Here is a 23,948-nt window from a genome sequence, read left to right on the forward strand (position 1 = left end):
GCCGGTCACCGCAACGCCGCCGCGAGCCGTTCGCCGAGGTTACGCTGACCGAGCGCGTTCGGGTGCACTGGCGTGGTCGGCGCGGCGGGTAGTACCGGCTCGACCCAGCGTGTTCCGGGTGCCGTGCAGGTGTCGTGGCCGGTCAGTGGCATCGTGTCGAAGCCGATCACGGTGCCGCCGGCGTTATCGGTGAGGGCGTCGATCAGTTTCTGCTGCACGACGTTGAGGTAGGGCACGTCGCCGGCGGCGATCGGCATGGCGGGCCAGCAACCATGCCGCTCGGGCAGCGCGCGCAGGTACCCGACGAGAAGGATCGTCGCGCGCGGTGCGCGCTTGGTGACCCCGCGGACCACGGCGGCGACTTTCGGCGCCACCTCCTGCTCGATCTTCCGGAGGAACTTGTCGCTGCCGTCCGGGTTCCGGTTCGCCCGCTGGCACGGGTTCCCTTGTGGGTCGGTCGCGCTGAGCAGGCCGCATTGGCCGAGGATGGATTCGAAGCCGAAGTCGTTGCCACCGATGGTGAGGGTGACCAGGTCGACGTCCGAGGTCAGCGCGTCGAACTGCGGCGGGTTGACACCGAACGTCGGGGTCTGTTGCGCGGTGGTCATGTGATCGGTCTTGGCGCTGCTACAACTCACGTCGGTGAATTTCTCGACGGCGAGTGTCGCGGCCAGTACGTGCGGGTAGTTTTCCTTCGACCTGAAACAACCCACAGTGTCCTCAATGGACAGCAGCGAGCCGATCGCGGCGTAGGAGTCACCGAGCGCGACGTAGTTGCGGTATCTCGGCTCCGCCGAAGCGGATCCGGCCGTGAGCTGTGCTCCGACGACCGCGGAGAAGGCGACCGCCACGGAGAGAACCTTCCTTGTACGCCGCATGTGGATGACCTCGATTTCTTCTGGTCCGAAGGGAATGGCTAGGCGGGTGCGTCGCCGACGGCGGTGATGACCGGCGCGAACAGCAGGTACAGCGGTGGCCCCGGTGAGCGCCAGGTGTGCTGCGCCATGACCCGTAGCTTGTCGTGAATCGCGGCGGCGAGCTGGGCTTCGGTCTGCCGGCTCTCGTCACACCACAGCTTCAGTTTCGAACCGAGGTTCGACCGGTTTTCGGCTTCGGAGAGCCGGTAGCCGTCGACGAAGACGCTGGGATCCCAGGTGTCGTACATGAGTGGTGCGGGCACGTTGAACGGCGCGGCCCAGCCGCCCGCGGTGTGATGCGTCGGGGTGAACGAGCCGTTTTGGACGGTGTAGCCCATGGCGATTAGCTGCTTGCCGGTATAGGCGGGGCCGAACCACGGCGGCGGACCGCTTTGCGACCAATGCTCGATGACGATGTCCTTGTCGACCGCGATCGTGGCGTCACCTGGTTTGAGTCCGTCGTTGTAGGCCCGTGCGGTTTTGCCCGCGCCCCGCACGATCGCGTTGGCCCAGTTGAAGTAGTGGTGGTAGACGTCCTTGCCGGTGGCGTTCGGTCCGAAGCGGGCTTTCGCGTAGGCCTCGAGTTGCGGGTAGTCCGCGTAGTCGGTGACGTACTCGTCGGCGCCGATATGCCAGTACTCGCTGGGGAACAGCGGAAGGAATTCGACGATCAGGTCCTTCATGAGCGTCCAGGCCGCCGGCTTGGACAGGTCGATATTGCTCTTGTGCGCGGCTCCGGTCTTGCTGACCAGGCGCAGATCGGGGTGTGCCGCCAGGATCGGGTCCATATGGCCGGGAAAGTCCAGTTCCGGGATGACGTCCACGTGGTACTTCGCCGCATAGGCGATCAGGTCGCGGATCTCCTGGTCGGTGTAGTGCTGCGCGGAGACGACCTCGGGATGCGTTCGGCTGGCCAGGCGAAATCCGGTGAAGTCGTTGAAGTGCAGGTGTAACTGGTTCATCTTCAGGTACGACATGTCCCGGATGTGCTCGCGCAGCCAGTCCAGCGAGAAATACTGCCTGCCGACGTCCACCATGAACCCGCGTTCGCGGTACAGCGGCCAGTCCTCGGCGACGCCGCCGGGAACCACCCAGCTTTGCTTGAGCAGCTGCAGCACAGTCCGTGTCCCCAGGAAGACGCCGCGGTCCGTGTTGCCCTGCAACAGGATCGTCGACCCGACGGTGAGCCGATAGCCTTCCTCGCCCCCACGCGCCGACCCGGTGCGCAACTCGAGATCGCCAGGGCGGGCGTCGCCGCCCGAGGTGCCGACCGGAACACCGGTGAGCGAACGCAGATCAGCCGCGAACGTGCCCGCGGTGCCGGCCAGCTCCGGCGGCGCCACCACCCTGGCACCGGCACCGAAAGCGAAGCCTGCTCCAGACACCGCCCAATGCCGCAGTGCCGGGATAGTCGTCGGCGCCGCTGCCGCCCCCACGCCGGCAGCGGTGCCCGCAGCCCTCCCCGCAGTCGCCGAGGACGCCGCCACGACCAGTGCGACGAGGAAAACGATGACCCTTCGCATGGACGGCCCCCACTCGCGGTGATCAGTCTTGTCCGAAACGCGTACCTAGCATGCAAGATCCATCACCATAATGCAAGAACCTTCTTGCACGTGATTTCGCTGGTGGTGCCGACCGTCCGCTCGGCCAGCTTCCGGCCGATCCCGTCGATGGCCACCAAAGTGTGACCGCGCTTGTGCGCATCCACCCGACCACGACCACGCTCGACCCGAATTCCCTTTCCTCGCCTCACCAATGGACACCACCGGGCGAGGCGGGCACGCATCAATCGAGCACGTGGCGCACTCCTATCGAGCCACATCCCCATCCAGCAGGTGCCCGGCGGGCCGCACATCAGGACAAGCGACCGCCCGGCAGCACCTGGCTCAGCCGCGCTTTCGCCGGACGTAGGCGGTCCGGTCACGGATCCTGCGCGATCGGGTCCTGCTCATCCACAGGGGTGCCGCTTAGGGTCAGCCGATACCACAAAGACGTGTGGAGGGCCCACGGATGATGGCACGCTCGAACACCGCGCCCTTTCCCGGTGCCGCCGTGTTCGAGCAGTTCGGCCGGATCTCCGCGTTATTCCTCGACGTCGTCAAGGGCACGTTCCGGCGGCCGTTCCAGTTACGCGAATTTCTTCACCAGTCCTGGTTCTTCGCCAGCGTCACCATTCTGCCCACCGCTTTGGTATCCATGCCTTTCGGCGCCGTCGTCGCCCTGCAGCTCGGCTCGCTGACGACCCAGATCGGGGCGCAGTCGTTCACCGGCGCCGCGGGCGGGCTCGCGATCGTGCAGCAGGCGAGCCCGCTGGTGACAGCACTGCTGGTCGCCGGGGCGGGCGGCAGCGCGGTGTGCGCGGACCTCGGCTCCCGCACGATCCGCGAGGAGATCGACGCGATGGAAGTGCTGGGCGTCAACCCGATCCACCGGCTCATCGTGCCAAGGGTACTGGCCGCGATGCTCGTGGGAGTGTTGCTCAACGCGCTCGTCAGCGTCGTCGGCGTGGTGGGTGGTTACACCTTCAACGTGGTCGTGCAGGACGGCACGCCCGGCGCGTATCTCGCCAGTTTCGGGGCACTCACCCAGGTTTCCGATCTGTGGATCTCTTCCATCAAGGCTCTCTTGTACGGCCTCGTCGCCGCGGACCGTGGCCTGCATCCCAAAGGCGGGCCGAAAGGCGTGGGTGACGCGGTGAACCAGTCGGTGGTCATCACGTTTCTCGCGCTGTTCCTGATCACGTCGTGCTGACGGGGATCTACCTCCAGATCGTCCCGCCGAAACTGGGTTGAGCCGATGGCCACCAAGCACTCCGTACCCGTTCCGCCGCTCGTCGGGCGCGCCAGGCGGCTCACCGAGGGTGTGGTCGCCAAGCCGGGTGACGCCTTGGCCGATATGGGCAGGCAGTTCGCCTTTTACGGCAAGGTGCTCGCCTGGGCGCCGCGGACCCTGCGTCGCTATTTGCGTGAGACCTTGCGGTTGCTGGCCGAGGTGTGTTTCGGCAGCGGCGCGCTCGCGATCATCGGCGGCACGCTCGGGGTGATGATCGGGATGACGATGTTCACCGGCACGATCGTCGGGCTGCAGGGCTATTCCGCGCTCAACCAGCTCGGCACCAGCGCGCTCACCGGGTTCTTCACCGCCTACTTCAACACCCGCGAAGTCGCGCCGCTCGCCGCCGGACTCGCCCTGTCGGCCACCGTCGGCTGCGGATTCACCGCGCAGCTGGGGGTGATGCGGATCTCCGAGGAGATTGACGCGCTGGAGACGATGGCCATCCCGAGCCTGCCCTACCTCGTCACGACCCGGGTGCTCGCCGGTCTCGCCGCGGTGATCCCGCTCTACGTCGTGGGCCTGTTCACCTCGTACTTCGCGTCACTGACCGCGGGTTATGCGGTGCTCACGGTGGCTCTGCACAACCTTGGCTCACTGCAACGGTTTCCGGATTTTCTCGCGTTCTATCTCGTGTTGGTGGTGATCTGGCTGGCTGGCACCGGCATGCGTCGATGGCGCACGGAAGAGGCCGAACGGAGACGGCTGACGGCCGAAGTGGCCGCGGCCACCGAGCGGGCACGCATCGCCCGGGACCTGCACGACGTCGTCACCCATCACGTGACCGCGATGGTGGTGCAGGCCGACGCGGCGCAGTTCCTGCTCGACTCCGCGCCGGAACGAACCGGGGCAGGCCTGCGCGCCATCAGCGACACCGGACGCCGGGCGTTGACAGAGCTGCGGACCCTGCTCGGCATTCTCGAGGCGACCGGCGAGTCCAGAACCGCGGACCGGACACCGGCCATGGGAAAGGTCGCTGATCTGGTCGAGCAGGCCCGGCTGTCGGGTCAGCCCGTCGAGTGGACCGAGCAGGGCCAGCGACTACTGCGGTCCGTCGACGTGGAGCTGGCCACCTACCGCGTGGTACAGGAAGCGCTCACCAACGCGCTCAAACACGCGACCGGAAACCCGACCAAGGTCCTGGTCCGGCACGGCGACTACCACCTCGAGGTCGAGGTGATCACCTTCGGTCCCGCGGTCGGCAGCGCGGCCACCCCATCCGGTGGCCGAGGCTTGACCGGACTGCGGGAACGTGTGCGCATGCTCGGCGGGGACCTGGTGTCCGGCGGCCTGCCCGACGACGGGGGCTTCCGTGTCTGGGCCATGATCCCAGGGGGCCCGCATGACCGAGTCGATCCGGGTGCTGATCTGCGAGGACCAGGAACTGGTGCGCGCCGGGTATGTCACGATCTTCTCCGCGCAGCCCGATATCGCGGTCGACGGCGAGGCGGCCGACGGCCACGTGGCGGTGGAGGCCGCGCGGCGGTTGCGCCCCGACGTGATCGTGATGGACATCCGCATGCCCGTCCTGGACGGCATCGAGGGCGACCCGCCAATTGACAGGCCCGGCGTCGAGGCACCGGTGAAGGTATTGGTCGTCACCACGTTCAACGTCGACGAGTACGTGTACGAGGCACTACGCGCCGGCGCCAGCGGGTTCTCCTCAAGGACACACCGCCCTCGCAACTGGTCGACGGCGTCCGGACGATCGCCCGCGGCGAGTCCCTGCTGGCCCCCGCGGTCACCCGAAGCCTGATCGGCCACTACGCCGAACGCCTCCGCCACACTGACACCTCCCACCCGGCACGAGACACCGTCGTGCGGACACTGACACCCGGCGAGCTGGAAGTGCTCGAACACCTCGCCGCACAGTCGGCGCGGTGGAAATTGCGGACCGCAAGCAGCCGGGTGTAGCACGATTTCCGTGACCAGCAGCTCGGCTTTCGGCTCGGTGGCGGCGGTCTTGACCCGTCCCGGTCTCGCCGTTGATCGCAGCGCCGACCAGGCAGGATCGTGGCCTGCCCGTTCGATTGGCCTCTGGTCGTTGCCGTCCCTGAATGCGGTCGAGCCTCCCGGGCGTTCACTTCGATCGTCTCTTCGGTCGTGCGGCGACCGGACGTAGAAATTGCTTCAGCTCGCTACGGCGCGGTCGAGATCAGCAAAACGACATCGAGGACCGCGATCATGATGGTCAGCCGGAACGCGACAGGGCTTTGTGGCGCGCGGACCGCGACCACGGCGGTCGCGGCGGCCAACGCGATCCCGGCTGTCGACGCGGTCAGCGCGAGCACTGCCGACGTGGTCGCGGGAGCGGCGCCGAGGACTACCGACGCGGCGGCCAACGCGACCGCCATGACGATCACGCCGGCTCTGGCGCCAAGCCGGTGCGGAAGGCCGCGTATGCCGGTTTCCTCGTCCGCCCGCAGGTCGGGTAGAACGTTCGCGAAATGCGCGCCGAGCCCGAGGAGTGCTCCGGCGACGGGCACCCACCACGGGGGCCATGGTTGTGCGGGCAGGGCGACGTACGGTGCGACGGGCAGGGCTCCGAAGGCCAGCAAGTAGGTCGCGCCGGACCAGATCGTGGATTTGAGGCCGAGGTTGTAGGCCCATCCGGCCGCGACGCCGATGAGCAGGGCCGCCGCGGCAAGCGATCCGAGCAGCACGGACAACACGACCGTCGCCACCAGGGCGGTCGATGCCGCGACGGCGATCAAGGTCATCGGGACGGTCCCTGCGGCGACCGGTTTGTCGGTACGGCCGACGGCGCGGTCGCGAGCGGCGTCGATCCAGTCGTTGGACCAGCCGATCGACAACTGGCCGGTCAGCACCGCGGCACCGACCAGCACCACCCGGCCCGGGGTGAGACCGACACCGGCGGCGAGGACCATCGCCACCACCGTCACCGCCAGCCCGGGAACGGGGTGGCATGCCCTGACCAGACCCCGGAGCAGCCCTCGCCGTCGCGGTGTCGTCGCCGTCCGGCGTGACGCACCGTCCGGTGTGGTCGGGAGGCCGGTCATCTGCCAAGTGTAGGCGGAGGTCGTACCGTGAAAGAGGTGACGACAATTTCCGCGGTCCACGGTGTGCTTCCCCCGCACCGGTACCCGCAGGCGCAACTGACCGAATTGTTCGGACGGTTGTGCCTGCCGGACAAGGCCGCGCGAGCCGTGGCGAACCGGTTTCACACCAGTGCGCGGGTCGCGACCCGTCACCTGGCTTTACCCATCGAACACTACGACGCGATCGACGGTTTCACGGCGGCGAACGACGCGTTCCTGACGTCCGCGGTGGATCTCGGCTGCGAAGCCGCGTTGGCCGCGCTCACCGACGCCGGACTCGCACCGTCCGATGTGGACCTCGTGATGTCGACAACGGTGACCGGCATCGCGGTTCCCTCACTGGACGCGCGCATCGCCTCGCGGATCGGGATGCGACCGGACGTCAAACGACTGCCGATCGTCGGCCTGGGCTGCCTCGCGGGCGCCGCAGGCATCGCGCGGCTGCACGATTTCCTGCGTGGCTGGCCGACGGCGGTGGCGATGCTGGTGTCGATCGAGCTGTGCTCACTGACCGTCCAGCGCAAGGATGCCAGCGCCGCCAACATGATCGCGTCCGGACTGTTCGGCGACGGTGCCGCGGCGGTGATCGCGGTCGGCGAAGATCACCCGATCGCCGCGACAGGTCCCCGCGTCGTGGATTCGGTCAGCCACCTGTACGAGAACACCGAACGCGCGATGGGCTGGGACATCGGCAGCACGGGCCTGAAAGTCGTGCTGGGCCCGGAAGTTCCGGACCTCGTGCACAAGTATCTCGCGGACGACGTCGGGCGACTGCTCTCCCCGCACGGCCTCGATACCGGTGACATCGCACGCTGGATCTGCCATCCCGGCGGGCCGAAGGTGATCGAGGCTATCCAGACGGAGCTAGGTCTGGACGAGCACGACCTCGCGATGACCTGGCGTTCCCTGGACCGGATCGGGAACTTGTCGTCGGCCTCGGTACTGCACGTGTTCGCCGACACGCTCACCGACCGGCCCGCGTCCACCGGTGATTGGGGTGTCGTGATGGCGATGGGCCCGGGTTTCTGCGCCGAGCTGGTGTTGCTGCGATGGTGAGTCAAATCTGGTACTCGGTCCTGATCGGACTGGTCTCGGCGGAACGGCTCGCCGAATTGGTCATCGCGAAACGCAATCTCGCCTGGAGCCTGGCGCGGGGAGGACACGAAACGGGCTTCGGGCACTACCCCTTCATGGTGGTGCTGCACACCGGGCTTCTCGCCGGGTGCCTGGTCGAAGTGTGGTTCGCCGATCGTCCGTTCGTCGGCGCGCTGGGCTGGCCGATGCTCTTCCTGGTGATCGCGTCGCAGGCCTTGCGATGGTGGTGTATCCGTGTCCTGGGCCGCCAATGGAACACCCGCATCGTGGTCGTTCCCGGGCTCTCCCGCGTCACCGACGGTCCCTATCGTCTTTTGCCGCACCCGAATTACGTCGCCGTCGTCGTCGAGGGCTTCGCCCTGCCGCTCGTCCACGGCGCGTGGCTGACCGCCGCGGTGTTCACCGTGCTCAACGCCGGACTGCTGACAGTCCGGATCCGTGCGGAGAACCGGGCCTTGAAGTCGGCACATGCCTGACCGTCTGCACGACGTGGTGATCGTCGGTGGCGGCCCCGCCGGGCTCGCCGTCGCACTCGGCTGCACGCAGGCGGGCTTGGACGTGGTGGTGTGCGAGAAACGCGCCGGTGTGATCGACAAAGCGTGCGGGGAGGGACTGATGCCGGGCGCGGTGCGCGCGATGACCGCCCTTGGAGTCGACCCACCGGGGCACCCGATCCGCGGCATCACCTACCGGCAGGGCTCCACCTCCGTGCACGCCGCGTTCCGGGCCGGGCAAGGCAAAGGCGTGCGCCGCACCGCGCTGCACGACGCCTTGCGCACAGAGGCGCACCGGCGAGACGTGCCGATCGTGGCGACCGCGGTCACGGACGTGACCCAACACGACGACCACGTACGCGCCGGTGAACTGCGGGCGCGATATCTGGTCGCGGCCGACGGCTTGCACTCCCCGCTCCGCGCGCTCGCGGGTCTTGCCCGGCCCAGCGCCGCGAGTCCGGCAGGTACGCCTCGCTGGGGACTGCGCCGTCACTACGCACTCGCCCCGTACACCGACGCGGTCGAGGTGACGTGGGCGGCACGGTCCGAGGCCTACGTGACGCCGGTCGGGCCGGACACGATCGGCGTCGCGATACTGTCCTCAGTCCGGGGCGGTTTCGCCGAACAGCTCAGGGCCTTTCCCGAACTCGCGGCACGTCTGCGCGGGGCGGAACCGGTGTCGTCGGTCCGGGGCGCCGGCCCGCTCCGCCAACGCACATCGGGCCGGGTCGCCGGGCGCGTTCTGCTCGTGGGCGACGCGGCTGGTTACGTCGACGCCCTCACCGGCGAAGGCCTCGCGGTGTCGCTGTCCACCGCGGCCGAGCTCGTCCGCTGCCTGCGCGCGGATCGTCCCGCCGACTATGAGCGTGCCTGGCGGCGGACATCGCGACGGTCCCGATGGTTGACGGAGACCTTGCTGTGGGCGCGCGGACGACCGGCGCTCTCGCCGCGGATCGTGCCCGCTGCCGCCAGGATGCCGCGATTGTTCACCGCCGTCGTCGACCAGCTCGCGAAATAATGCGCGGCGAAACCGAGTGGGACCTCGTGATCGTCGGTGCTGGGCCCGCCGGATCGGTGGCGGCGACCGCGGCGTTGCGAGCCGCGCCCGCGGCACGCGTGCTCATGCTGGACACCGCCGACTTTCCCCGGGACAAGGTTTGCGGCGACGGTGTCGCGCCGCACGCCATGGACGTGCTCGCCGGACTCGGTCTGGCCGTGTCCGAGCTCGCGGCGGGCACCGAGCCGGTCGCCGCATTGCACCTCACGTCACCTCACGGTGTTCAAGCCCACCGGAACTTCGCGCGGCCGGCCGCCGTCATTCCCCGCGCCCTCTTCGACGCGAGGCTCGTGCACGCCGCCAGGGACGCCGGCGCGGTCCTGCGGCGACACCGCGTCCGCACACTCGTCCAGCACGACGACATGGTCTTCATCGACGACACGATCCGCGCTCGGACCGTCATCGGCGCGGACGGTGCGGAATCCGTCGTGCGACGCCACTGCGGCGCCGGGCGCATACGGGTTGGCAGCCTCGCGATCGCGCTGCGCGGTTACATCAATGCCGATCCTTGGCCTGCCGGTGAGCAGCGGCTCGTCATGGCCTCCGCGCACTGGCCCGCCTATGCCTGGGTGTTCCCGATCGGCGACGGCAGGGCGAACGTCGGGTATGGAGAACTCATCCGTGCCACACCACCGTCCCGCGCCGAGCTCACCGCGCGGCTGCACGGCCTGCTGCCCGACCTCCCTCCGCTGGCGTTGCGAGGGCACCGCCTGCCTCTGTCTCCGGGCAGGCCCACCGTCGCGCACGACCGTGTCCTGCTGGCGGGCGATGCCGCATCACTGATCAACCCGCTGACCGGCGAGGGTATCTACTACGCGGTCCTCTCCGGCTCCCTGGCGGGTGACGCCGCTATGAGACCTGACCCTGCCCGGGCCTACCGCCACGCGCTGCGACAGCGTCTCGGCAGGCACCTCCGGCACACCGACCTGCTCGCCCACCTCACCCGGCAGCCGCGGCTGGTCGACATCGCCACAGCGGCCGCTCGCGACCACCCACGTGCTTTCGACAGCCTCGTCGAAATCGGCCTCGGAGCGGGCACCCTCGACATCTCACTGGCCACGGCGATGATCACGCAGACGGCACGCCGGCTGCGATCCATGCGAAAGACGACGCCCGTCGACGGCACCGATCACCACGATCGGTGATACCCGGCGGACGACCGTTTCAGCGCCGGGGTATCCCACGTCCGTCACAGGCGAAGAAATCGACGCATAACCGTTTCAACATCGTGAGCCGGGTAGCCGGTAGAGCCTTGTCCCGGCTACAGCTAGGTATGGCCTTCGATGACCACGACGACCGAACAGTCCCTCCGGCTCCGGCTTCGCGGACCGCGATGGGCCGGTCGGTCTCCAGTTTGAGTTTAACCTTGACCTGGTCGTAGACGTTCTGGAATCCCGGGCTGTGCGCTTTGCAGCCCACCGCTTCGATGCACACGTCCGGGCCTCGACCGCCGCTCACTTCACCCAGCGCGGCGCCGATATCGATGTTCTCGTAGTTCAAGGTTCGACCCCGAAGACACATTCCGCCTGCTGGAGCCGGTAACCGAACCGGTCGATGACGATGACCCGTTCCACACCGAGCAGCTGAGCCGCGCGAGCCGCCATCCGCCCGACCGCGCCACAACCCCACACCGCGACCACGTCGCCCGCCCCCAAGTCGCGGTGAACTGCACCGTCCGGCACATGAATGGGCCGCGGCACGGTGATGACGACGGAACGGCACCGGATCACGGTTCTTTCGAGGACATCGGCTACAAGATCCTGGACCAGTCGACCATCGACGCCCACGACCTTCTCGCGATCGACGCTATCGGCGGCTGATCGCGCCGGGGCGCGAAGCGGCCGGCTGCCCGGATCCGGGCAGCCGGCCGACGCGCGTACTCAGCGTGAGCCGTTCGACTCCCGGTCATAGTCCCGCCGCTGGCCGATCTTTCCGTCACGGTTCCGGACAATGTGTTCGACTTTCCGTTTCCGCGCCATTTCGCGACCCTTGGCGACCGCGTCGGTCTTGGTGTCGTGGGCGTTGGCGGCCCGTGAACTGCCCGCGATCCTGTTCTTCCACTGACCGTTCTCGAAAGAGGTCTCGATCGCACCCTCGACAGCGGGCTCGTCCTCCTCGGCCGCGACGGCTTCCACCCGAGGGGACGTCGTCGTCACGGTTCCCGCGGTGTCTTGGAGGGGTGCGTAGGTGCCGTAGAGGGCGGGGTCGGGTTTGGGTACCGTGCCCGGTCCGCCGAGGGGTTCGGGATCTTGGAGGTACTCGATCCCGTTCTCACCGAAGCTCCAGCCGCCCTTCGCGCCGTCCGGACCGTCGGAAAGCCGCCAGATGGTGTTGTTGTGCTCCTGGTTCTCCTCCTCGAACAACGCCGTCGGCGCGATATCGCTCTCCAAGCCGTCGGCCTTGAGTTCCTCGATCGCGGCCAGCCACTGCTTCTGATGGACCGTGTCCCGTGCGAGGTTGAACTGCAGCATCGCCTTCACACCCGGATCATCGGTCATGTTGTACAGGCGCGCCGTCTGCAACCGGCCCTGCGCCTCCGCCGCCACGTTCGCCCGGAAATCAGCAAGCAGATTACCCGAGGCCACGATGTACCGGCCGTTCCACGGCACACCATTGGAATCCGCGGGCAAGGCCCCACCACCGGCGACGATCGCCTGCTGGACGTCCATGCCGCCCAGCACCGCCGCCATCGCCGGATCCTTCACCGCTTCCGCCGTGACAGTGGCCGGAGCACCATCCAGCAGACGGGCGACCATGGTCGCGAGCATCTCCACGTGCCCGATCTCCTCGGTCGCCGTATCCATGATCAAATCCTTGTACTTGCCCTCCACCCGGCAATTCCAGCCCTGGAACAAATACTGCATCGTCACCGACATCTCACCGAACGCACCCCCGATCAACTCCTGAAGTTTGCGGGCGTACGCCGCATCAGGCTTCTCAGGCTTTGCCTCGAACTGAAGCAACTTGGTATGACGGAACATCGGCCCAGCCTTTCCTCGCACGACGGCCGGTCCCCTTACCCGGCGCTGATGTTCGGGGATGCCCTTCGAAGCGCAAAGTAATCATCCCGGCGGGGTTCGCCCGGCTGGCTCGTTTACCTCTCCCCTATCCGGGTACGTCCCGGGTATGCCGGACGTCATCACCACACTGAGCCACCCGACCGCGCGTGCCATCTGGCGAACGAGCCGTGTCGACGATTTTCGGTACCGGGCCGAATACTGCCGCCGGGGCCACGCACCAGGTGCGTTCGACGTCCTGTTCGGTTCCCGGCTACGCGAACGAGTGAATCCACCCGCACACGCCACGGATGCCGACATGGCATTGTGCGCCGTGGGATTAATCCTCGACAGCGTACCTCCGAAGGCTGTTGTCTTTCCTTCGGAAATCGACCTGGAGGTCTTGGCCTCCACGGATGCGTCGTTCGTCTCAGAACTACGGCGTCGCCTGCGGTGTCCGGCGGGATGAGCCAGGTGAGCCGGGCGGCGATACTGCTGGGCCTCGGCCTCGGGGGATTCGTCGACGGCATCGTCGCCCACCAGATCTTGAACTGGCACCACATGCTGTCGAGCTGGTACCCACCGGATACCGCGGAGAATCTGCATCTCAACATGGTCGGCGACGGGCTGTTCCATCTACTGTGTCTCTTCTTCGTGCTCGTCGGCATCGCATCGCTCAACCGCGGCCCTCGATTGACTTCGCGAACCCTCTGGGGCGGCACGGCGGTCGGCTGGGGTGCGTTCAACCTCGTCGAAGGCACTGTCGACCACTTACTCCTCGGCGTGCACCACGTCCGCTCCGGTCCCCATCAACTGGGGTACGACCTTGGTTTCCTCGCACTCGGTGTCGTACTCGTGATGGTCGGCCTGCTGATGTCCCGGCGTGTAGCCGACGCGGACACGGGTAGCCCTCACGTATGAAACCCCGTGAGATCCTCCGTGCAGTTGAATCCCTCCAGGCGGCGGACGTTCCTTCAGCAGCCGTGGCGTCGGCGGTTCACCGCGCGCTGCGCGCGACCCGAACCGGCAGGCTCCTGCGCGGAGCGTGGCTCGGCCACCCCCTGCACCCGTTGATCGTCACCGTCCCCTTGGGAGCGTGGATCTCCTCGGCCGTCTTCGATTTGGGCTCCCGCAACGAAGACGCGGCTCGGAAACTGGTCGCGATCGGGCTGGCCTTCACTCCCCCGGCGATTCTGGTCGGCCTGGCCGACTATGCCGAGCTCGACGAGCGCCAACGCCGGGTCGGCGCCGTCCACGCCGTAGCGAATACTCTCGCCGCGGCCGTCTTCACCGCTTCCTACCGCGCACGGTGGAAGGGCAGCCACCGAAAGGGAGCGCTACTGGGCGTGGCCGGGCTCGCCATGGTCGGCGCGGGCGGAGCGCTCGGCGGGCACCTGTCCTACGCACAGGGAGCAGGGGTGCGGCGCTGGCCCGAAGCCACCGACACCGGCCCGAAAATGGTCGGGGAAGGTCGCTGACCCGCTCCCCCGCGAAGCCCTTTCAACTGGGGCCGCGACGGCGTGCCAGATCGACCATCTTCTCGGCCCCTTCGGTCCACGGAGGGCCGTGCCCGACGAGGACGGTGCCCACGCCGGTTTCGGCGATGAGCCCCAAGGTCTCGAGTGCCCGCTCCTCGTCCGCCGTCGCGGCGCCGGAAACGATCTGCGGACCGACGGTCCCGCGGTACGGGTCGAGGGTGACAACAGCGTCCCCGGCGATGACCACGTCCCGATCCGGGAAGTACAGGGCGCAGTGTCCGAGCGTGTGTCCGGGGGTGAACAGCACACGGGGCCTGCCCGGAACGGGCAGCACCTCGTCCCGGATCCGCTCGACGTGACCGACCGGTTTCGGCCACCACGCCCTGCGGACGAGCAGGCCCGCCACGATCGGTATCGCCCTGAACTGGGTCAGGAGATATCTGCTCAACGGGCGAGCACGCGCGTACTGACGGGGGTGCCGGGTCAGGGGCACGTCGTTCTCGTGGACGTAGATCGGCACCTCCAGTTCCGTGCGCACCCGCTCCGCGATACCCAGGTGGTCGAAATGACCGTGGGTGAGTACGAGCGCCTGGATGTCGCGCGGGTGCCTGCCCAGCGCGGCGAGCGCGGCGACGAGGAGACGCCATGATGTGGGCAGTCCCGCGTCCACGAGCAGCAGCCCGTCACCGTCTTCGACGACGTAGAAATTGACGTGTGACTCGGTCACACAATGAATACCGGGTGCGACGTTCGTGGTCAGCATGGGTGACGAGTACCCCCGCTTCCCCTGGTCATGCCCGCACGGAAATTCGCCTCGCCTGGAAACGACGCTACCGCGGCCCGTTAAGGCCGATGGCGTCGAGCAGTTTCGAGATCGTCGAAGGCGCCGGCATCCGCCGCGCGTCGTTCTCACGGAGCTGTTCGGTGACTTCGTCGATCCGGGCCCGGTCCCGCCTTGCCTGCGCCTGCGACCACCGGGAGTGGCGGTAGGCGACGACGGCGACGCGCAGGGACACGCCGGCGATCACGACGGCGAGCACACTGATGATCAACGCCGCCGTGATCATGTGCGACCGAAAGAGCCGGCGATGAATTTGTCCGAAGGTGAAGTCACTCTCCATCCATAGCCCGCCAGACGGTTCCGCAAACCGAAGTCCCGTATGGCGTTCGGCTCAGCGCCCGTCGGTGATTTCGGCGAGTACGGTATAGCGGCTGAGGTTTCTCGATCGCGCCGATGTGGCGACGCGCCACGATTTCGCGGTACTACTCCACCGGGTCTGCGAAGGTCACCTTCGCCGAGGCCCGGCGTTGCTAGCCGATTTTCGCCCGTGATTCCGCCGCAGCGATCGCGCTCGTCGGCGCCCAGGCCGAAGCCGGACTGCATGTCGCGCTTGAGAACCGCGACGTCACCGGCATGGCCAAAGGCCTGCTGATGGGCCATCACAGCGTCGACCCATCCAGTCTTTCCAGATGCTGGTGGAAGCCTCCCAAGCCACCAACATGAACTGCCAGGTCGCCGCCTGGCTCGCCGGTGTAGTACTGCCGTCGCTGCTGGTCCTCGGCGATCCGGCGCATGAGCCGGTAGGCCTCGGTCGGCTCGAAGTAGCTGAACTAGCCGTGGCTTCCGAGTCCCTGGTAGGACTCGTCGATCCGCTTGCTCCAGACCTCTTCACCGGCCTTGCTCTTCTCCTTGGCGTAACCGGTCATGCCGTCCAGGGCGCCTTGTTTGATGTACCTGGATTGATCTTGAAGGGCAGCAGGTTCCAGTCGCGTGGGATGTCCCGGTTGGGCAGCATTCGGTAGGCGATGACGGCTCCGGTGTGCACGACCCGCAGCGCGAACACGTCGGCTGTCTCGGACTGCACCAGGGCGTAGTCGGTGTTGGACGGGACGAATCGCCGTCCACCGTTCTCGATCATCACCTGTTTGCCGTTTTCTGACCTCGGTTCGGCCTCACAGCCGCCGCTGAGCCCGACAAAGGTGGACCGGCTGGTCTCAGCAATTTGGGAGACATTGATCTGGTTGCCCCAGCTGGTGGACCATTCCAGTTCGGCGCCGAGCCCGAGTTCCGCCTCGCATTCCACCAGCGGCATCGATATGCCGATACCCAGTGGTGCGTTGATGAACTGGTGCCTGCCCTTGACCTTGGCGCCGCATTTCAGCGCCAGCGAGTAGTCCCGGCTTCCCTCATCGCCGGAGGACAGGGTCTGCTCGATTTGGTCGGCCTGCGTGAACTCCCCCATGGTCGCGTTGATCTAGCTCTGCGAGCCGACCCGTCGGGTGGCGACCAGGTTCTCCCTCGGGATGGGTGGTGCGCCCTCGATGTGGCCGATCAGCTGCGGGTCGAATGGCCGGTGACAGCACGGATCCCCGGTACCCGCGGCGCCGCAGCAGAACCGGGGTGCGCGCAGAACAGGACCACTGGTGGGTGGGTGGGTGGGTGGGTGGGTGGGTGGGCGGCCTCCGGGTCACCTGATTGAAACCCGGAGGCCTTGATCGCTGCCGGTGCGCGCCACGACCGCGACACGTTACCCACCCGCATACCACCACCCGGCCATCGGTAAACCTGGTCACGCTCACTGATGGTCGCCGTGACCGGCCAATGCCGAGACGAGATCGGTGCGCATGGTGAATGACGTGAGCAGTCCCCTGATGTCCACGGTGCGCCGAACGTTGCGGATGCCGGGAACGAGCAGCAGAGGGATTCCGCAGGCGATGGGCGCGGGCCCGCCGTCGTGTGCTCGAACAATCCAGCGGTGTGTGCGTCGATTTCCCCGTCAGACGCAGGAGATCAGGTCGCCACGGGGCGGGCCGGCGTCTGTCACCCGGCATCGTCACAGGCCTGTGCGGTAGCAACGCGATGTTCATTTACTCGACGATGCGCAGAAGGCGACGTCGATAAATGGGTGACGCCACGGACCTGGTTGCTGGTCCGGTTCCGCTATCGGCATGAGAGGGGGCATCGACGCCGGCGAAGGTGGCGGCGTCGATGTGCTGGCGGATCCGGCGGGCGAGCTGGTAAGGCCGCTCGGGAGTGATCGTGATCTCCCGTGGGGTCGCGGCATTCCAGCCAGGGATGCCGGGGGCCGGGCCGGACACGACGATCCGGACCCGGCGTCCTTGCCCGGTCACCATGGTGAGCCGCCGTGGCGACCACCACAGACGGGGGTGGCGGCGGGTGCCGTCGCGGACCTGGACCGCGGTCAGCGACGCCACCGGGATCCGTGCTGTCCACCGCGAGAACCGCAACCACAGGTATTCATCGTCGACCACCACCCACGCCGACTCCGGCCGGACACCGACACGCCGCAGCAACCGCTTCGATCGGCCCTGGAACGCCAGGGCATGCCGACGGACATCGGGGCGGCCGCTCGGTGACGGCGCGCACGCGGACGACGGCCCGCAGACGCGGCGGTTCATCGCCGCGCACCGGATACGGTTCCGGGGTCACCAGGGACAGGAGTATCAGCGAACATGGCGGGCATCTCCTCGGCTCACCGGCTTTCGGGGTGGTCAAGTCGTACCCGGTGCGACGATGATGAAACGGATTGCGCGGCCGTGCTGGCGCGCCGGACAGTCATGCGCGACGGTCATGACTTGATCGATCAGAGGAGATGGCCGGTGTCGGCTTCTGACAATCCCGCAGGCGAGGGCATGGGTACCGTGCTCGGCGCGATCGCACGCACGCTGCAGTCCGAACCCGACGTCGAGACCACCCTCACCGCGATCGTCACCGCCGCCCTGAACCAGGTGAACGGCGCCGAGCACGCCGGGATCTCCCTGCTCGAACGCGGCCGCCGGATCCGCACCGTCGCGCCGACAGGTGAGGTGGTGATCAGGATCGACGAGGTGCAGTACCGCACGGGGCAGGGCCCGTGCGTGGACGCGATCGCCGAGCACGAGGTCTTCCGCACCGGCGACCTCACCACCGAATCCCGGTGGCCGGCGTTCACCCCGGAGGCGGCCGCGACCGGGATGCGGTCGATGCTGGCCTACCGGCTGTTCGTCAGCGACACCACCCTCGGCTCGCTCAACCTCTACTCCACCCAGACCGGCGCGTTCGGCGACGAGACCCAGCGCGACGGCAGTGTGTTCGCCTCCCACGCTGCGATCGCCCTGGCCAGTGCCCAGACCGAGGCCGGCCTCCAGGTTGCGTTGGGGAACCGCGACGTCATCGGCATGGCCAAGGGGATCCTGATGCAACGCCACGACCTCGACGCCATCGCCGCGTTCCGGATGCTGGTCGAGTCCTCCCAGTCCACCAACATGAAACTGCATCAGGTCGCCGCCTGGCTCGTCGAGCACCGCCGCGACCTGTGACCACACCCCGCCCGCGTCGCCGTGTCGCTCTCATCCGATGGGCGGGGGCGTGGGTCGCTACTGTGGAGGACGGAACCGGAAGTCGACTGCATGGTTGAGGCGGAAGCCCAATGCATCACGTCCTGACTTCCACCAGCGAGAGCTCGCTGTTCGCGGTCACCGCGGCTCCCTACCTAGTGTTGGACACCGAGCTGCGCATCGCGGCGGCCAATCCCGCCTACCTGCGGGCCACCGGACGAGCAGCGGGTGAGCTGGCCGGGGAGTTGATGTTCGACGCCTTCCCGGACAACCCTGCCGACCCCCGCCGCGACCGGCGTAGCGAACCTGACCGCGTCTTTCACCCACGTGCTGCGCCACGCCACGGCCCATGAAATGGGTGTGCAACGCTACGACATCCCCACCGACCACGCGCCGAGCGGGTTCGCCTCCCGGACCTGGGTTCCGATCAACTCACCGCTGACCGACCCGGGCGGCCGCGTGGTCGGGGTGCTGCACCACGTCGAAGACGTCACCGCCGTGCACGACACCCTCACCGGCTCCCTGCCTGCGGACACCACCGCCCCCGTACTGTCCACGCTGCGCGACGTGCTGCTGCAGGCAGCCCGCTACCGCGGCGCGCAATCCACCCAGCCGGGCACGGCGGACCCTGGTGGACCAGAGATCATGCGGCGGGACCGGCTCTGGCATCGCGTCACCCACACCGCCCGCGACGCCCGCCCCGGGGGCTGCGCCACCGCACTCTGCGCCGCCGCGGCGGACGAACTACCCGGCGCCGAGATCGTCCTCACCGTCTACGGTCCTGATGCCGCGCCTCACCAGCTCGCCGCCAGCAGCGCCTGGGCCCAGCATCTCGAGGAACTGCAACAGATCACCGGAGAAGGCCCCTCACTGCAGGCTTACGCCACCGCCGTCCCCGTCCACGCACCCGACCTGGCCGGCCACACCGGTCGCTGGCCCGGTTTCGCCGACGCCGCCCTCGGTCACTCAGCCGCCGCGGTCCACGCCTTCCCCCTGCGCACGGCCTCCGTCACTCTCGGCACACTCACTCTCTACCGGCGTGAATCCGGCCCCCCGCCCGCCGCGCTGCTCGACGACGCCCGCGCGTTCGCCGACATGGCCACCGTCGTGCTGCTCGCCGACACCGACACCGACATCGCCGAGGCCATCGCCACCAGCTCCGACGATCTGCACATCGCCGTCGGAGTCCTCGCCTCCGCCTTGAACATCAGCACCGATGACGCCTACGTCCGCCTGCGCGTCACCGCCTACACCACCGGCCACACCCTGATCGACAGCGCCCGCGCCACCCTCGCCCGCTACTTGCGCCCACCCGACCAGCCTTAACACCGACACCGTGCAGGGTCGCGACCTCCGGGCGGGTGACCGGCGCGCCGAGCGACCCTGTGGGCACACGACGCATCGATGGTGAATCGGTTTGCCGCCCGGAATGGGTGGGTAACCACGAGCGATCGCACACCTGTGGTGCGCCCCCGGGGTGAAGGAGCTGACTTTCTCGCGATGAGCACGATCACCAAGACCGTCGACGTGCACGCCCACGTCGCCACCGTCTACAACCAGTGGACCCAGTTCACCGAGTTCCCCCAGTTCATGGAAGGGGTAGACCGTATCGATCAGCTCGATGACACTCACACCCACTGGGTCATCAGCCTTGGCGGGGTGACCCGCGAGTTCGACGCCACCATCACCGAACAGCACCCAGACGAACGCGTCGCCTGGAAATCCGATTCTGGGCCGGACCACGCCGGGGTGGTGACGGTGCACCGCATCGACGACGACACCACCCGCGTCACGGTGCAGATGGACATCGACCCCGAAGGTTTCGCCGAGAACGTCGCCGACAAACTCGGCCTCCTCGACCGCCGCGTGCAGGCCGACCTCGACCGCTTCAAGAAATTCCTGGAGAACCGCGACCGCGGCGAGACCGGCGCGTGGCGCGGGGACGTCGACGCCGCACCCCAGCACGACAGCTGACACCTCGAGACCTGACCGCGTGGTGTGGGGCACCCCGCGCGGCCCGGAAGAGGGAAGCGGCGGCCGGGGACGACTTCTCCCCTTCACCGGCCGCCGCACTCCTGCCCCCACCGCGTCTGCTCTCGGCGGGTGTACTGATCGCCCAGGTCAGCAGATGCGAGGGGGCCGCGCTACAAGCCGGTGGTTCCCAGCCGTCCAACAAGCCGCCTTTCCCGGCTACTCCTCTGGGGATATCGCGGTCAACGAGGGCATTGTGAACCCTGCGTAGCCGGGCGCGCGCCGCTGTGGGTGATTCTCGGAGGGCATCGATGTCCGCTTGAAAAGGCGCGAACCAGCGTGACGCCAAGCCATCAAAGCTGCCGGGATGAGCTTGAACGGACCATGCCTTCGGCTCACTCCACTCGGGCCAACCTCTGCTCAGTCAGCTACGCCGATGTGGATCACGCCCCCGCCCATCATCGACGGCGCGGATTTCCCCCGAATGACTACAACGATGCCTATCGGGAGGCTATTCACGAGATAGCCGCACACCCGAACCCACGCCGGCGACGACGTCGCTATCCCAGAGTTGTCAAACGACGGCAAGTAGGCACAAGCTAACCAAACGAGCCTGCCACACCCAGACACGACACAACGCCGACCCGCAGCTCACACTGAGGTTCCCCCTGCGGACCGGACACTCTCATCCTTGGCTTCGGCCTGGGGAAGGATGTTCCTGTGTCTCATTCATCGAAGTATCCCGAGCAGTTTCGTCAGGACGCGGTCGCTTTGGTGCGTTCCTCTGCTCGTCCGTTGGCTCAGGTGGCTCGCGAGCTGACGCCTGACGCCTGTCCCGCCGACCTCCCGCTCTCACACCGGAGCCCGAATGATGACCGCTCGGCGAACCGCCACCGCGACGTCGTACCCACCGACCTTCTCGCCCACCTGCGCTCCGCCCGGGCGGCCTGATACGACGCGCTGGCGCCACGCTCGACGAAAACCGGCTGCGGGCCCTAGACGGGGGCCGCAAAACGACGTCTTCGCCTGGACCACAGGACCACGCCGATCTGCATCAAGCTCTACAAGACAACCGACCGACAGCGCGTCGAGCGCGAATGGCACGGACTCACCCACGCAGCCAGGACACGCCGCCGCCCCACTGTCGCGGTCCGCCGTGGCTCAGTCCATGCCCGCGCACACTGTTCTCGGCCTGTCGCAGGTGTCCTTCATCGGCGTGGCGCGTCTGCGCGTTTCTATGTTTTCCCTACGCAGGTGGCTTGACCCGTTGCCGGGTCGACCGTCATGTTCGATTCCGGCCGATGCGGCGCATGATGGGTTTCCACGCTGACGTATGCATACCGGTCCACCTCGCCCGGTCCCGTCCCGCGAGTGGGGCGGCTTTCGAGTACGGGCGATCGACAGAACCGTGAAGCCGGCGATAAAAATCAGAATGCTTTCTTCATGCTGGATCTCATTCCGCCACCCCGGGTCGCCTGGGAGCAAATGACCGCATCGTTCCCTATGATTTCCGGGAAGCGGTGGAGTAGGACAGGTCACTGCCCGATTGCGGGCTTATCACGGTGTCCCGCCACGGAAGATGGTCCAGTAGCCGACCTCGTGCCGCGCCGCCCACAGGGGTATATCGGTCGTATGAGGCTGGCTTGGTCGTCCTCATCGTGGATGAGGAGCGGACGAGAGCGGTTGGTCACAGTGATTCACGGCGGCGCAGAAACACTCAGACGAAGTCGGCTCCCACCTCGACCGTGCTCCGTTACCGCGCCCTCGCGGTGATTCTTGGACCGATGGTGGCGCCGCGTGGGTGAGGCACGGGATGTCCTCACCCACGCGGCTTGGCAGGCCGCGATCGCTGCTGTGGCTCAGGCGTTGCGCGGCGCGGTGCGGGGGCGGGCCGCGGCGACGGCGCCCGCTCCTAGGGCGATCATGCCGACGCCGAGGCCGAGGTGCAGCCAGTTGTCGGCAGTGTTGACCGGTACGAAGTTCGCGGTGGACTCATGGTCGATCACCAAGCCGTAGAGCCACAGCACCAGGTAGATCACTCCACCGCCGATGAGGTAACCGACCGCGCCGCGCGGAGTACGGGCGAGGATCAGTCCGGCGACACCGAAGAGAAGGTGCACGATGTTGTGCAATATGGACACCATGAAAATTCCCAGCAACAAAGCCGTCGAATGGTGCCCGGCGAAAGAGAGCTGTTCGTAATTGGTCGTCACGCCGGGAATGAATCCGCCGATCCCGACGACAAGAAACACCACTCCGACCGCCGCGGCGATCGTTTGCGCGGAGGTGCGGGCGGCCCGGGTGGGCCCGGTGCTACGGGTCATGATCAGTCCTCCTGCAACGTTCGTCTTGCCTGTATCGGTCGAGACGATGAATCAAGATCACGAAAACCGTGCTTGATGCCAAGTGATACCCGGCAAAAGGACACCCAAACAGAACAGTCGTCACAATGAGGTCACGCTCGGTCTACAGAAAAGCGACACCGCTCGTCATCCCTCTTCGGGAGGTGCCCGCGGAGATCTGCGGTCCAGCAAGGATCGGCACTCGGAGGAAAGAGTTCTGCTGATGTAAGGCACAGCGAACCGCCGCACCGGCTCGCCGCGAGCGCAGAACTTCCCAGGCCGTCGGACCGAACGGCGACCTTGCCGTGAACGCGCTGCTCGACGGAGAGAGCCAGGAGCGCATCAACACTATTTGGCATCGGTCCGATAACCCAGACGAGACGAGGGCAATCGGAGCACCGGCGAAGCGGGCAGGCGCGCCACTCTTTCGATGTACTCGAAGCGGCGAGGAAACAGCAGACGGCCATCGAGGGTGTGGCCGAGGCGTGAAAAATCGATCCCCTATCGATCCGCGCCTGGTCATAGTTTCGCAAAACCCTTGTGGAGAAGCATCGAACGGCGTTACGGTGATCGTGCGTGGGGTTCAAGCCGCAGCTTCGCGTCACCAACGCCGATTTCCGCCTGCCACACCCTCGACTGTTTCGGGTGTGGCCTGGCGATGCGTCCCGCGAAGTGCCTTGTGCAGGCCCGTTGCAGGTCCCGTGTCGTCCCGCTTCCCCGGGAGACCAAAGATGCCTCCGTTTCCGTTGCCCTACCGCAACAATGATCACGCCGCTCACGTCCTGAGCGCCGTCAGGGGAGGGCTGCGTTCCTACCAGCGGCCTCTTTCCCCGGCGTCGACTCGCGTCTGGGAGAACTCGCTCGGCACCGATCTGCTCATTCTCACCGTGTCCGGCGAGCTGGACAAAGCGACCTCGCCCTTACTGGAGCAGAATTTGGACCGGCCGTTACCCGCCGTCACGGTGCTCGATTTGTCGCGAGTGACGTTCCTGGGCGTGGCCGGGCTTCGCGCCCTCGAGATCGCCGCCGCCCGTGCGGTCTCCGAACGCCGTCGGATAGGTGTGGTCACCGCCGCCGCACCTGTGCTGCGGATCTTTCGGCTGTTCGCGCTCGACGTGCGCGTCCCGGTGTATCCGCTGCTGGCCGATGCCATCCGGGAATTGACACCGAAGCGCCCTGCGGACAGCCCCGGCCGCTGACCCGCCGCCGGACCGGCACACGACGTCCCCGCCTCGGCGCCGCAAGATCCTTCTGGTCGATACATGACGACCGGACAATGTGGACGATCGCGCGAACCCTTCCGCGCCCGAGCGGCGCGCGGTGTGTGTCAATCGACCCGATGTCCGGATCGGCGGGGACCCGAAACCAT

At 67.2% G+C, this 23,948-nt stretch carries 23 protein-coding genes and 5 pseudogenes; 16 read left to right on the forward strand and 12 right to left on the reverse strand.

All coding sequences use genetic code 11. The features are described from left to right. Window positions 1-5: 5 nt before the first annotated feature. Together ACLJQ7_RS29425 and ACLJQ7_RS29430 are read right to left on the reverse strand one after the other, a co-directional pair. Window positions 6-851, reverse strand: coding sequence for an SGNH/GDSL hydrolase family protein (locus ACLJQ7_RS29425; protein WP_410651419.1), 846 nt, complete (start codon window positions 849-851; stop codon window positions 6-8). 65 nt (window positions 852-916) lie between these two features. After that, a complete protein-coding gene (locus ACLJQ7_RS29430; protein WP_410651420.1) occupies window positions 917-2,440 on the reverse strand; it encodes a family 20 glycosylhydrolase in 1,524 nt (507 codons plus the stop codon). A gap of 487 nt (window positions 2,441-2,927) precedes the next feature. On the opposite strand from ACLJQ7_RS29430, the pseudogene ACLJQ7_RS29435 reads away from it, so the two are divergent. From ACLJQ7_RS29435 to ACLJQ7_RS29450, 4 pseudogenes are all read left to right on the forward strand, one after another. Continuing rightward, window positions 2,928-3,709, forward strand: a pseudogene (locus ACLJQ7_RS29435) (MlaE family ABC transporter permease). A 4-nt stretch (window positions 3,710-3,713) separates the two neighbouring features. Continuing rightward, window positions 3,714-4,361: pseudogene (locus tag ACLJQ7_RS29440) on the forward strand (MlaE family ABC transporter permease); the annotation flags it as partial. Window positions 4,362-4,415: 54 nt separating this feature from the next. Next, window positions 4,416-4,661: pseudogene (locus ACLJQ7_RS29445) on the forward strand (histidine kinase); the annotation flags it as partial. A gap of 430 nt (window positions 4,662-5,091) precedes the next feature. Then, window positions 5,092-5,618: pseudogene (locus ACLJQ7_RS29450) on the forward strand (response regulator transcription factor); the annotation flags it as partial. Between the two features lie 269 nt (window positions 5,619-5,887). Here ACLJQ7_RS29450 and ACLJQ7_RS29455 read toward each other — a convergent pair. Continuing rightward, window positions 5,888-6,769 (reverse strand): UbiA family prenyltransferase, encoded by an 882-nt coding sequence (locus ACLJQ7_RS29455; RefSeq protein ID WP_410651421.1) that lies wholly within the window; start codon window positions 6,767-6,769, stop codon window positions 5,888-5,890. Window positions 6,770-6,805: 36 nt separating this feature from the next. On the opposite strand from ACLJQ7_RS29455, the gene ACLJQ7_RS29460 reads away from it, so the two are divergent. From ACLJQ7_RS29460 to ACLJQ7_RS29475, 4 genes are read left to right on the forward strand one after another with little or no spacing between them, the layout of a single operon-like run. Then, window positions 6,806-7,864 carry a type III polyketide synthase gene (locus ACLJQ7_RS29460; RefSeq protein WP_410651422.1) on the forward strand — a complete coding sequence of 353 codons (1,059 nt, stop codon included), beginning with the start codon at window positions 6,806-6,808 and terminating at the stop codon, window positions 7,862-7,864. Further along, window positions 7,858-8,379, forward strand: a complete 522-nt coding sequence (locus tag ACLJQ7_RS29465; RefSeq protein ID WP_410651423.1) for an isoprenylcysteine carboxyl methyltransferase family protein — start codon at window positions 7,858-7,860, stop codon at window positions 8,377-8,379. The genes ACLJQ7_RS29460 and ACLJQ7_RS29465 overlap by 7 nt, the downstream gene beginning before the upstream one ends. Beyond that, the gene (locus ACLJQ7_RS29470) at window positions 8,372-9,415 is read left to right on the forward strand and encodes an NAD(P)/FAD-dependent oxidoreductase (protein ID WP_410651424.1); all 1,044 of its coding nucleotides are present in this window, start codon (window positions 8,372-8,374) and stop codon (window positions 9,413-9,415) included. The genes ACLJQ7_RS29465 and ACLJQ7_RS29470 overlap by 8 nt, the downstream gene beginning before the upstream one ends. After that, on the forward strand, window positions 9,415-10,599 hold the full coding sequence (locus ACLJQ7_RS29475; RefSeq protein WP_410651425.1) for a geranylgeranyl reductase family protein: 1,185 nt from the start codon (window positions 9,415-9,417) through the stop codon (window positions 10,597-10,599). Before ACLJQ7_RS29470 ends, ACLJQ7_RS29475 begins: the two co-directional genes overlap by 1 nt. Window positions 10,600-10,618: 19 nt before the next feature. Here ACLJQ7_RS29475 and ACLJQ7_RS29480 read toward each other — a convergent pair whose 3' ends face one another. Further along, a complete protein-coding gene (locus ACLJQ7_RS29480) occupies window positions 10,619-10,954 on the reverse strand; it encodes a hypothetical protein (protein WP_410651426.1) in 336 nt (111 codons plus the stop codon). Further along, window positions 10,951-11,109, reverse strand: coding sequence for a hypothetical protein (locus tag ACLJQ7_RS29485; RefSeq protein ID WP_410651427.1), 159 nt, complete (start codon window positions 11,107-11,109; stop codon window positions 10,951-10,953). Before ACLJQ7_RS29485 ends, ACLJQ7_RS29480 begins: the two co-directional genes overlap by 4 nt. Before the next feature lie 27 nt (window positions 11,110-11,136). Between ACLJQ7_RS29485 and ACLJQ7_RS29490 the strand changes: the two genes are divergently transcribed. After that, window positions 11,137-11,274, forward strand: coding sequence for a hypothetical protein (locus ACLJQ7_RS29490; RefSeq protein WP_410651428.1), 138 nt, complete (start codon window positions 11,137-11,139; stop codon window positions 11,272-11,274). A 60-nt stretch (window positions 11,275-11,334) separates the two neighbouring features. On the opposite strand, the gene ACLJQ7_RS29495 is transcribed toward ACLJQ7_RS29490, so the two are convergent. Both ACLJQ7_RS29495 and ACLJQ7_RS29500 read right to left on the reverse strand, forming a co-directional pair. Then, on the reverse strand, window positions 11,335-11,610 hold the full coding sequence (locus ACLJQ7_RS29495; RefSeq protein WP_410651686.1) for a DUF2188 domain-containing protein: 276 nt from the start codon (window positions 11,608-11,610) through the stop codon (window positions 11,335-11,337). Next, window positions 11,608-12,435: pseudogene (locus tag ACLJQ7_RS29500) on the reverse strand (manganese catalase family protein); the annotation flags it as partial. The pseudogene ACLJQ7_RS29500 and the gene ACLJQ7_RS29495, both read right to left, overlap by 3 nt. A gap of 480 nt (window positions 12,436-12,915) precedes the next feature. On the opposite strand from ACLJQ7_RS29500, the gene ACLJQ7_RS29505 reads away from it, so the two are divergent. Next, window positions 12,916-13,371: a DUF2243 domain-containing protein gene (locus ACLJQ7_RS29505; RefSeq protein WP_410651429.1), complete on the forward strand. Its 456-nt coding sequence runs from the start codon at window positions 12,916-12,918 to the stop codon at window positions 13,369-13,371. Next, the gene (locus tag ACLJQ7_RS29510; RefSeq protein WP_410651430.1) at window positions 13,368-13,928 is read left to right on the forward strand and encodes a DUF2231 domain-containing protein; all 561 of its coding nucleotides are present in this window, start codon (window positions 13,368-13,370) and stop codon (window positions 13,926-13,928) included. The genes ACLJQ7_RS29505 and ACLJQ7_RS29510 overlap by 4 nt, the downstream gene beginning before the upstream one ends. Window positions 13,929-13,950: 22 nt before the next feature. Here the strand turns inward: ACLJQ7_RS29510 and ACLJQ7_RS29515 are convergent, their stop codons facing one another. The 4 genes from ACLJQ7_RS29515 to ACLJQ7_RS29530 form a co-directional block, all read right to left on the reverse strand. Continuing rightward, entirely contained in the window at window positions 13,951-14,655 is a 705-nt protein-coding gene (locus tag ACLJQ7_RS29515) for an MBL fold metallo-hydrolase (RefSeq protein ID WP_410651431.1), read from the reverse strand. 103 nt (window positions 14,656-14,758) lie between these two features. Then, entirely contained in the window at window positions 14,759-14,995 is a 237-nt protein-coding gene (locus tag ACLJQ7_RS29520) for a hypothetical protein (RefSeq protein ID WP_410651432.1), read from the reverse strand. Window positions 14,996-15,631: 636 nt separating this feature from the next. Next, window positions 15,632-16,171, reverse strand: coding sequence for a hypothetical protein (locus ACLJQ7_RS29525; protein WP_410651433.1), 540 nt, complete (start codon window positions 16,169-16,171; stop codon window positions 15,632-15,634). 625 nt (window positions 16,172-16,796) lie between these two features. Then, entirely contained in the window at window positions 16,797-17,348 is a 552-nt protein-coding gene (locus ACLJQ7_RS29530) for a hypothetical protein (protein WP_410651434.1), read from the reverse strand. Between the two features lie 201 nt (window positions 17,349-17,549). Between ACLJQ7_RS29530 and ACLJQ7_RS29535 the strand changes: the two genes are divergently transcribed. From ACLJQ7_RS29535 to ACLJQ7_RS29550, 4 genes are all read left to right on the forward strand, one after another. Next, complete coding sequence (locus ACLJQ7_RS29535) at window positions 17,550-18,248, forward strand: GAF and ANTAR domain-containing protein (protein WP_410651435.1); 699 nt, start codon at window positions 17,550-17,552, stop codon at window positions 18,246-18,248. Between the two features lie 110 nt (window positions 18,249-18,358). Further along, a complete protein-coding gene (locus tag ACLJQ7_RS29540; RefSeq protein ID WP_410651436.1) occupies window positions 18,359-18,619 on the forward strand; it encodes a PAS domain-containing protein in 261 nt (86 codons plus the stop codon). Window position 18,620: 1 nt separating this feature from the next. Beyond that, window positions 18,621-19,592: a GAF and ANTAR domain-containing protein gene (locus ACLJQ7_RS29545; RefSeq protein ID WP_410651437.1), complete on the forward strand. Its 972-nt coding sequence runs from the start codon at window positions 18,621-18,623 to the stop codon at window positions 19,590-19,592. A 174-nt stretch (window positions 19,593-19,766) separates the two neighbouring features. Continuing rightward, window positions 19,767-20,240, forward strand: coding sequence for an SRPBCC family protein (locus ACLJQ7_RS29550; protein ID WP_410651438.1), 474 nt, complete (start codon window positions 19,767-19,769; stop codon window positions 20,238-20,240). Window positions 20,241-22,096: 1,856 nt separating this feature from the next. Here ACLJQ7_RS29550 and ACLJQ7_RS29555 read toward each other — a convergent pair. After that, entirely contained in the window at window positions 22,097-22,561 is a 465-nt protein-coding gene (locus ACLJQ7_RS29555) for a DUF4383 domain-containing protein (RefSeq protein ID WP_410651439.1), read from the reverse strand. 749 nt (window positions 22,562-23,310) lie between these two features. Between ACLJQ7_RS29555 and ACLJQ7_RS29560 the strand changes: the two genes are divergently transcribed. Then, the gene (locus ACLJQ7_RS29560; protein WP_410651440.1) at window positions 23,311-23,778 is read left to right on the forward strand and encodes an STAS domain-containing protein; all 468 of its coding nucleotides are present in this window, start codon (window positions 23,311-23,313) and stop codon (window positions 23,776-23,778) included. The last annotated feature ends 170 nt before the right edge of the window (window positions 23,779-23,948 follow it).

Origin of the sequence: Amycolatopsis sp. cmx-4-54 (genome assembly GCF_046548895.1) — a bacterium.
Classification (GTDB): domain Bacteria; phylum Actinomycetota; class Actinomycetes; order Mycobacteriales; family Pseudonocardiaceae; genus Amycolatopsis.

Coding starts and splice junctions, on each gene's coding strand:
- ACLJQ7_RS29455 (WP_410651421.1), bottom strand. CDS start 6,769: ATGACCGGCCTCCCGACCACACCGGACGGTGCGTCACGCCGGACGGCG.
- ACLJQ7_RS29525 (WP_410651433.1), bottom strand. CDS start 16,171: ATGGGGGAGTTCACGCAGGCCGACCAAATCGAGCAGACCCTGTCCTCC.
- ACLJQ7_RS29530 (WP_410651434.1), bottom strand. CDS start 17,348: ATGAACCGCCGCGTCTGCGGGCCGTCGTCCGCGTGCGCGCCGTCACCG.
- ACLJQ7_RS29490 (WP_410651428.1), top strand. CDS start 11,137: ATGAATGGGCCGCGGCACGGTGATGACGACGGAACGGCACCGGATCAC.
- ACLJQ7_RS29430 (WP_410651420.1), bottom strand. CDS start 2,440: ATGCGAAGGGTCATCGTTTTCCTCGTCGCACTGGTCGTGGCGGCGTCC.
- ACLJQ7_RS29550 (WP_410651438.1), top strand. CDS start 19,767: ATGAGCACGATCACCAAGACCGTCGACGTGCACGCCCACGTCGCCACC.
- ACLJQ7_RS29545 (WP_410651437.1), top strand. CDS start 18,621: ATGGGTGTGCAACGCTACGACATCCCCACCGACCACGCGCCGAGCGGG.
- ACLJQ7_RS29475 (WP_410651425.1), top strand. CDS start 9,415: ATGCGCGGCGAAACCGAGTGGGACCTCGTGATCGTCGGTGCTGGGCCC.
- ACLJQ7_RS29470 (WP_410651424.1), top strand. CDS start 8,372: ATGCCTGACCGTCTGCACGACGTGGTGATCGTCGGTGGCGGCCCCGCC.
- ACLJQ7_RS29555 (WP_410651439.1), bottom strand. CDS start 22,561: ATGACCCGTAGCACCGGGCCCACCCGGGCCGCCCGCACCTCCGCGCAA.
- ACLJQ7_RS29560 (WP_410651440.1), top strand. CDS start 23,311: ATGCCTCCGTTTCCGTTGCCCTACCGCAACAATGATCACGCCGCTCAC.
- ACLJQ7_RS29520 (WP_410651432.1), bottom strand. CDS start 14,995: ATGATCACGGCGGCGTTGATCATCAGTGTGCTCGCCGTCGTGATCGCC.
- ACLJQ7_RS29510 (WP_410651430.1), top strand. CDS start 13,368: ATGAAACCCCGTGAGATCCTCCGTGCAGTTGAATCCCTCCAGGCGGCG.
- ACLJQ7_RS29505 (WP_410651429.1), top strand. CDS start 12,916: ATGAGCCAGGTGAGCCGGGCGGCGATACTGCTGGGCCTCGGCCTCGGG.
- ACLJQ7_RS29540 (WP_410651436.1), top strand. CDS start 18,359: ATGCATCACGTCCTGACTTCCACCAGCGAGAGCTCGCTGTTCGCGGTC.
- ACLJQ7_RS29465 (WP_410651423.1), top strand. CDS start 7,858: ATGGTGAGTCAAATCTGGTACTCGGTCCTGATCGGACTGGTCTCGGCG.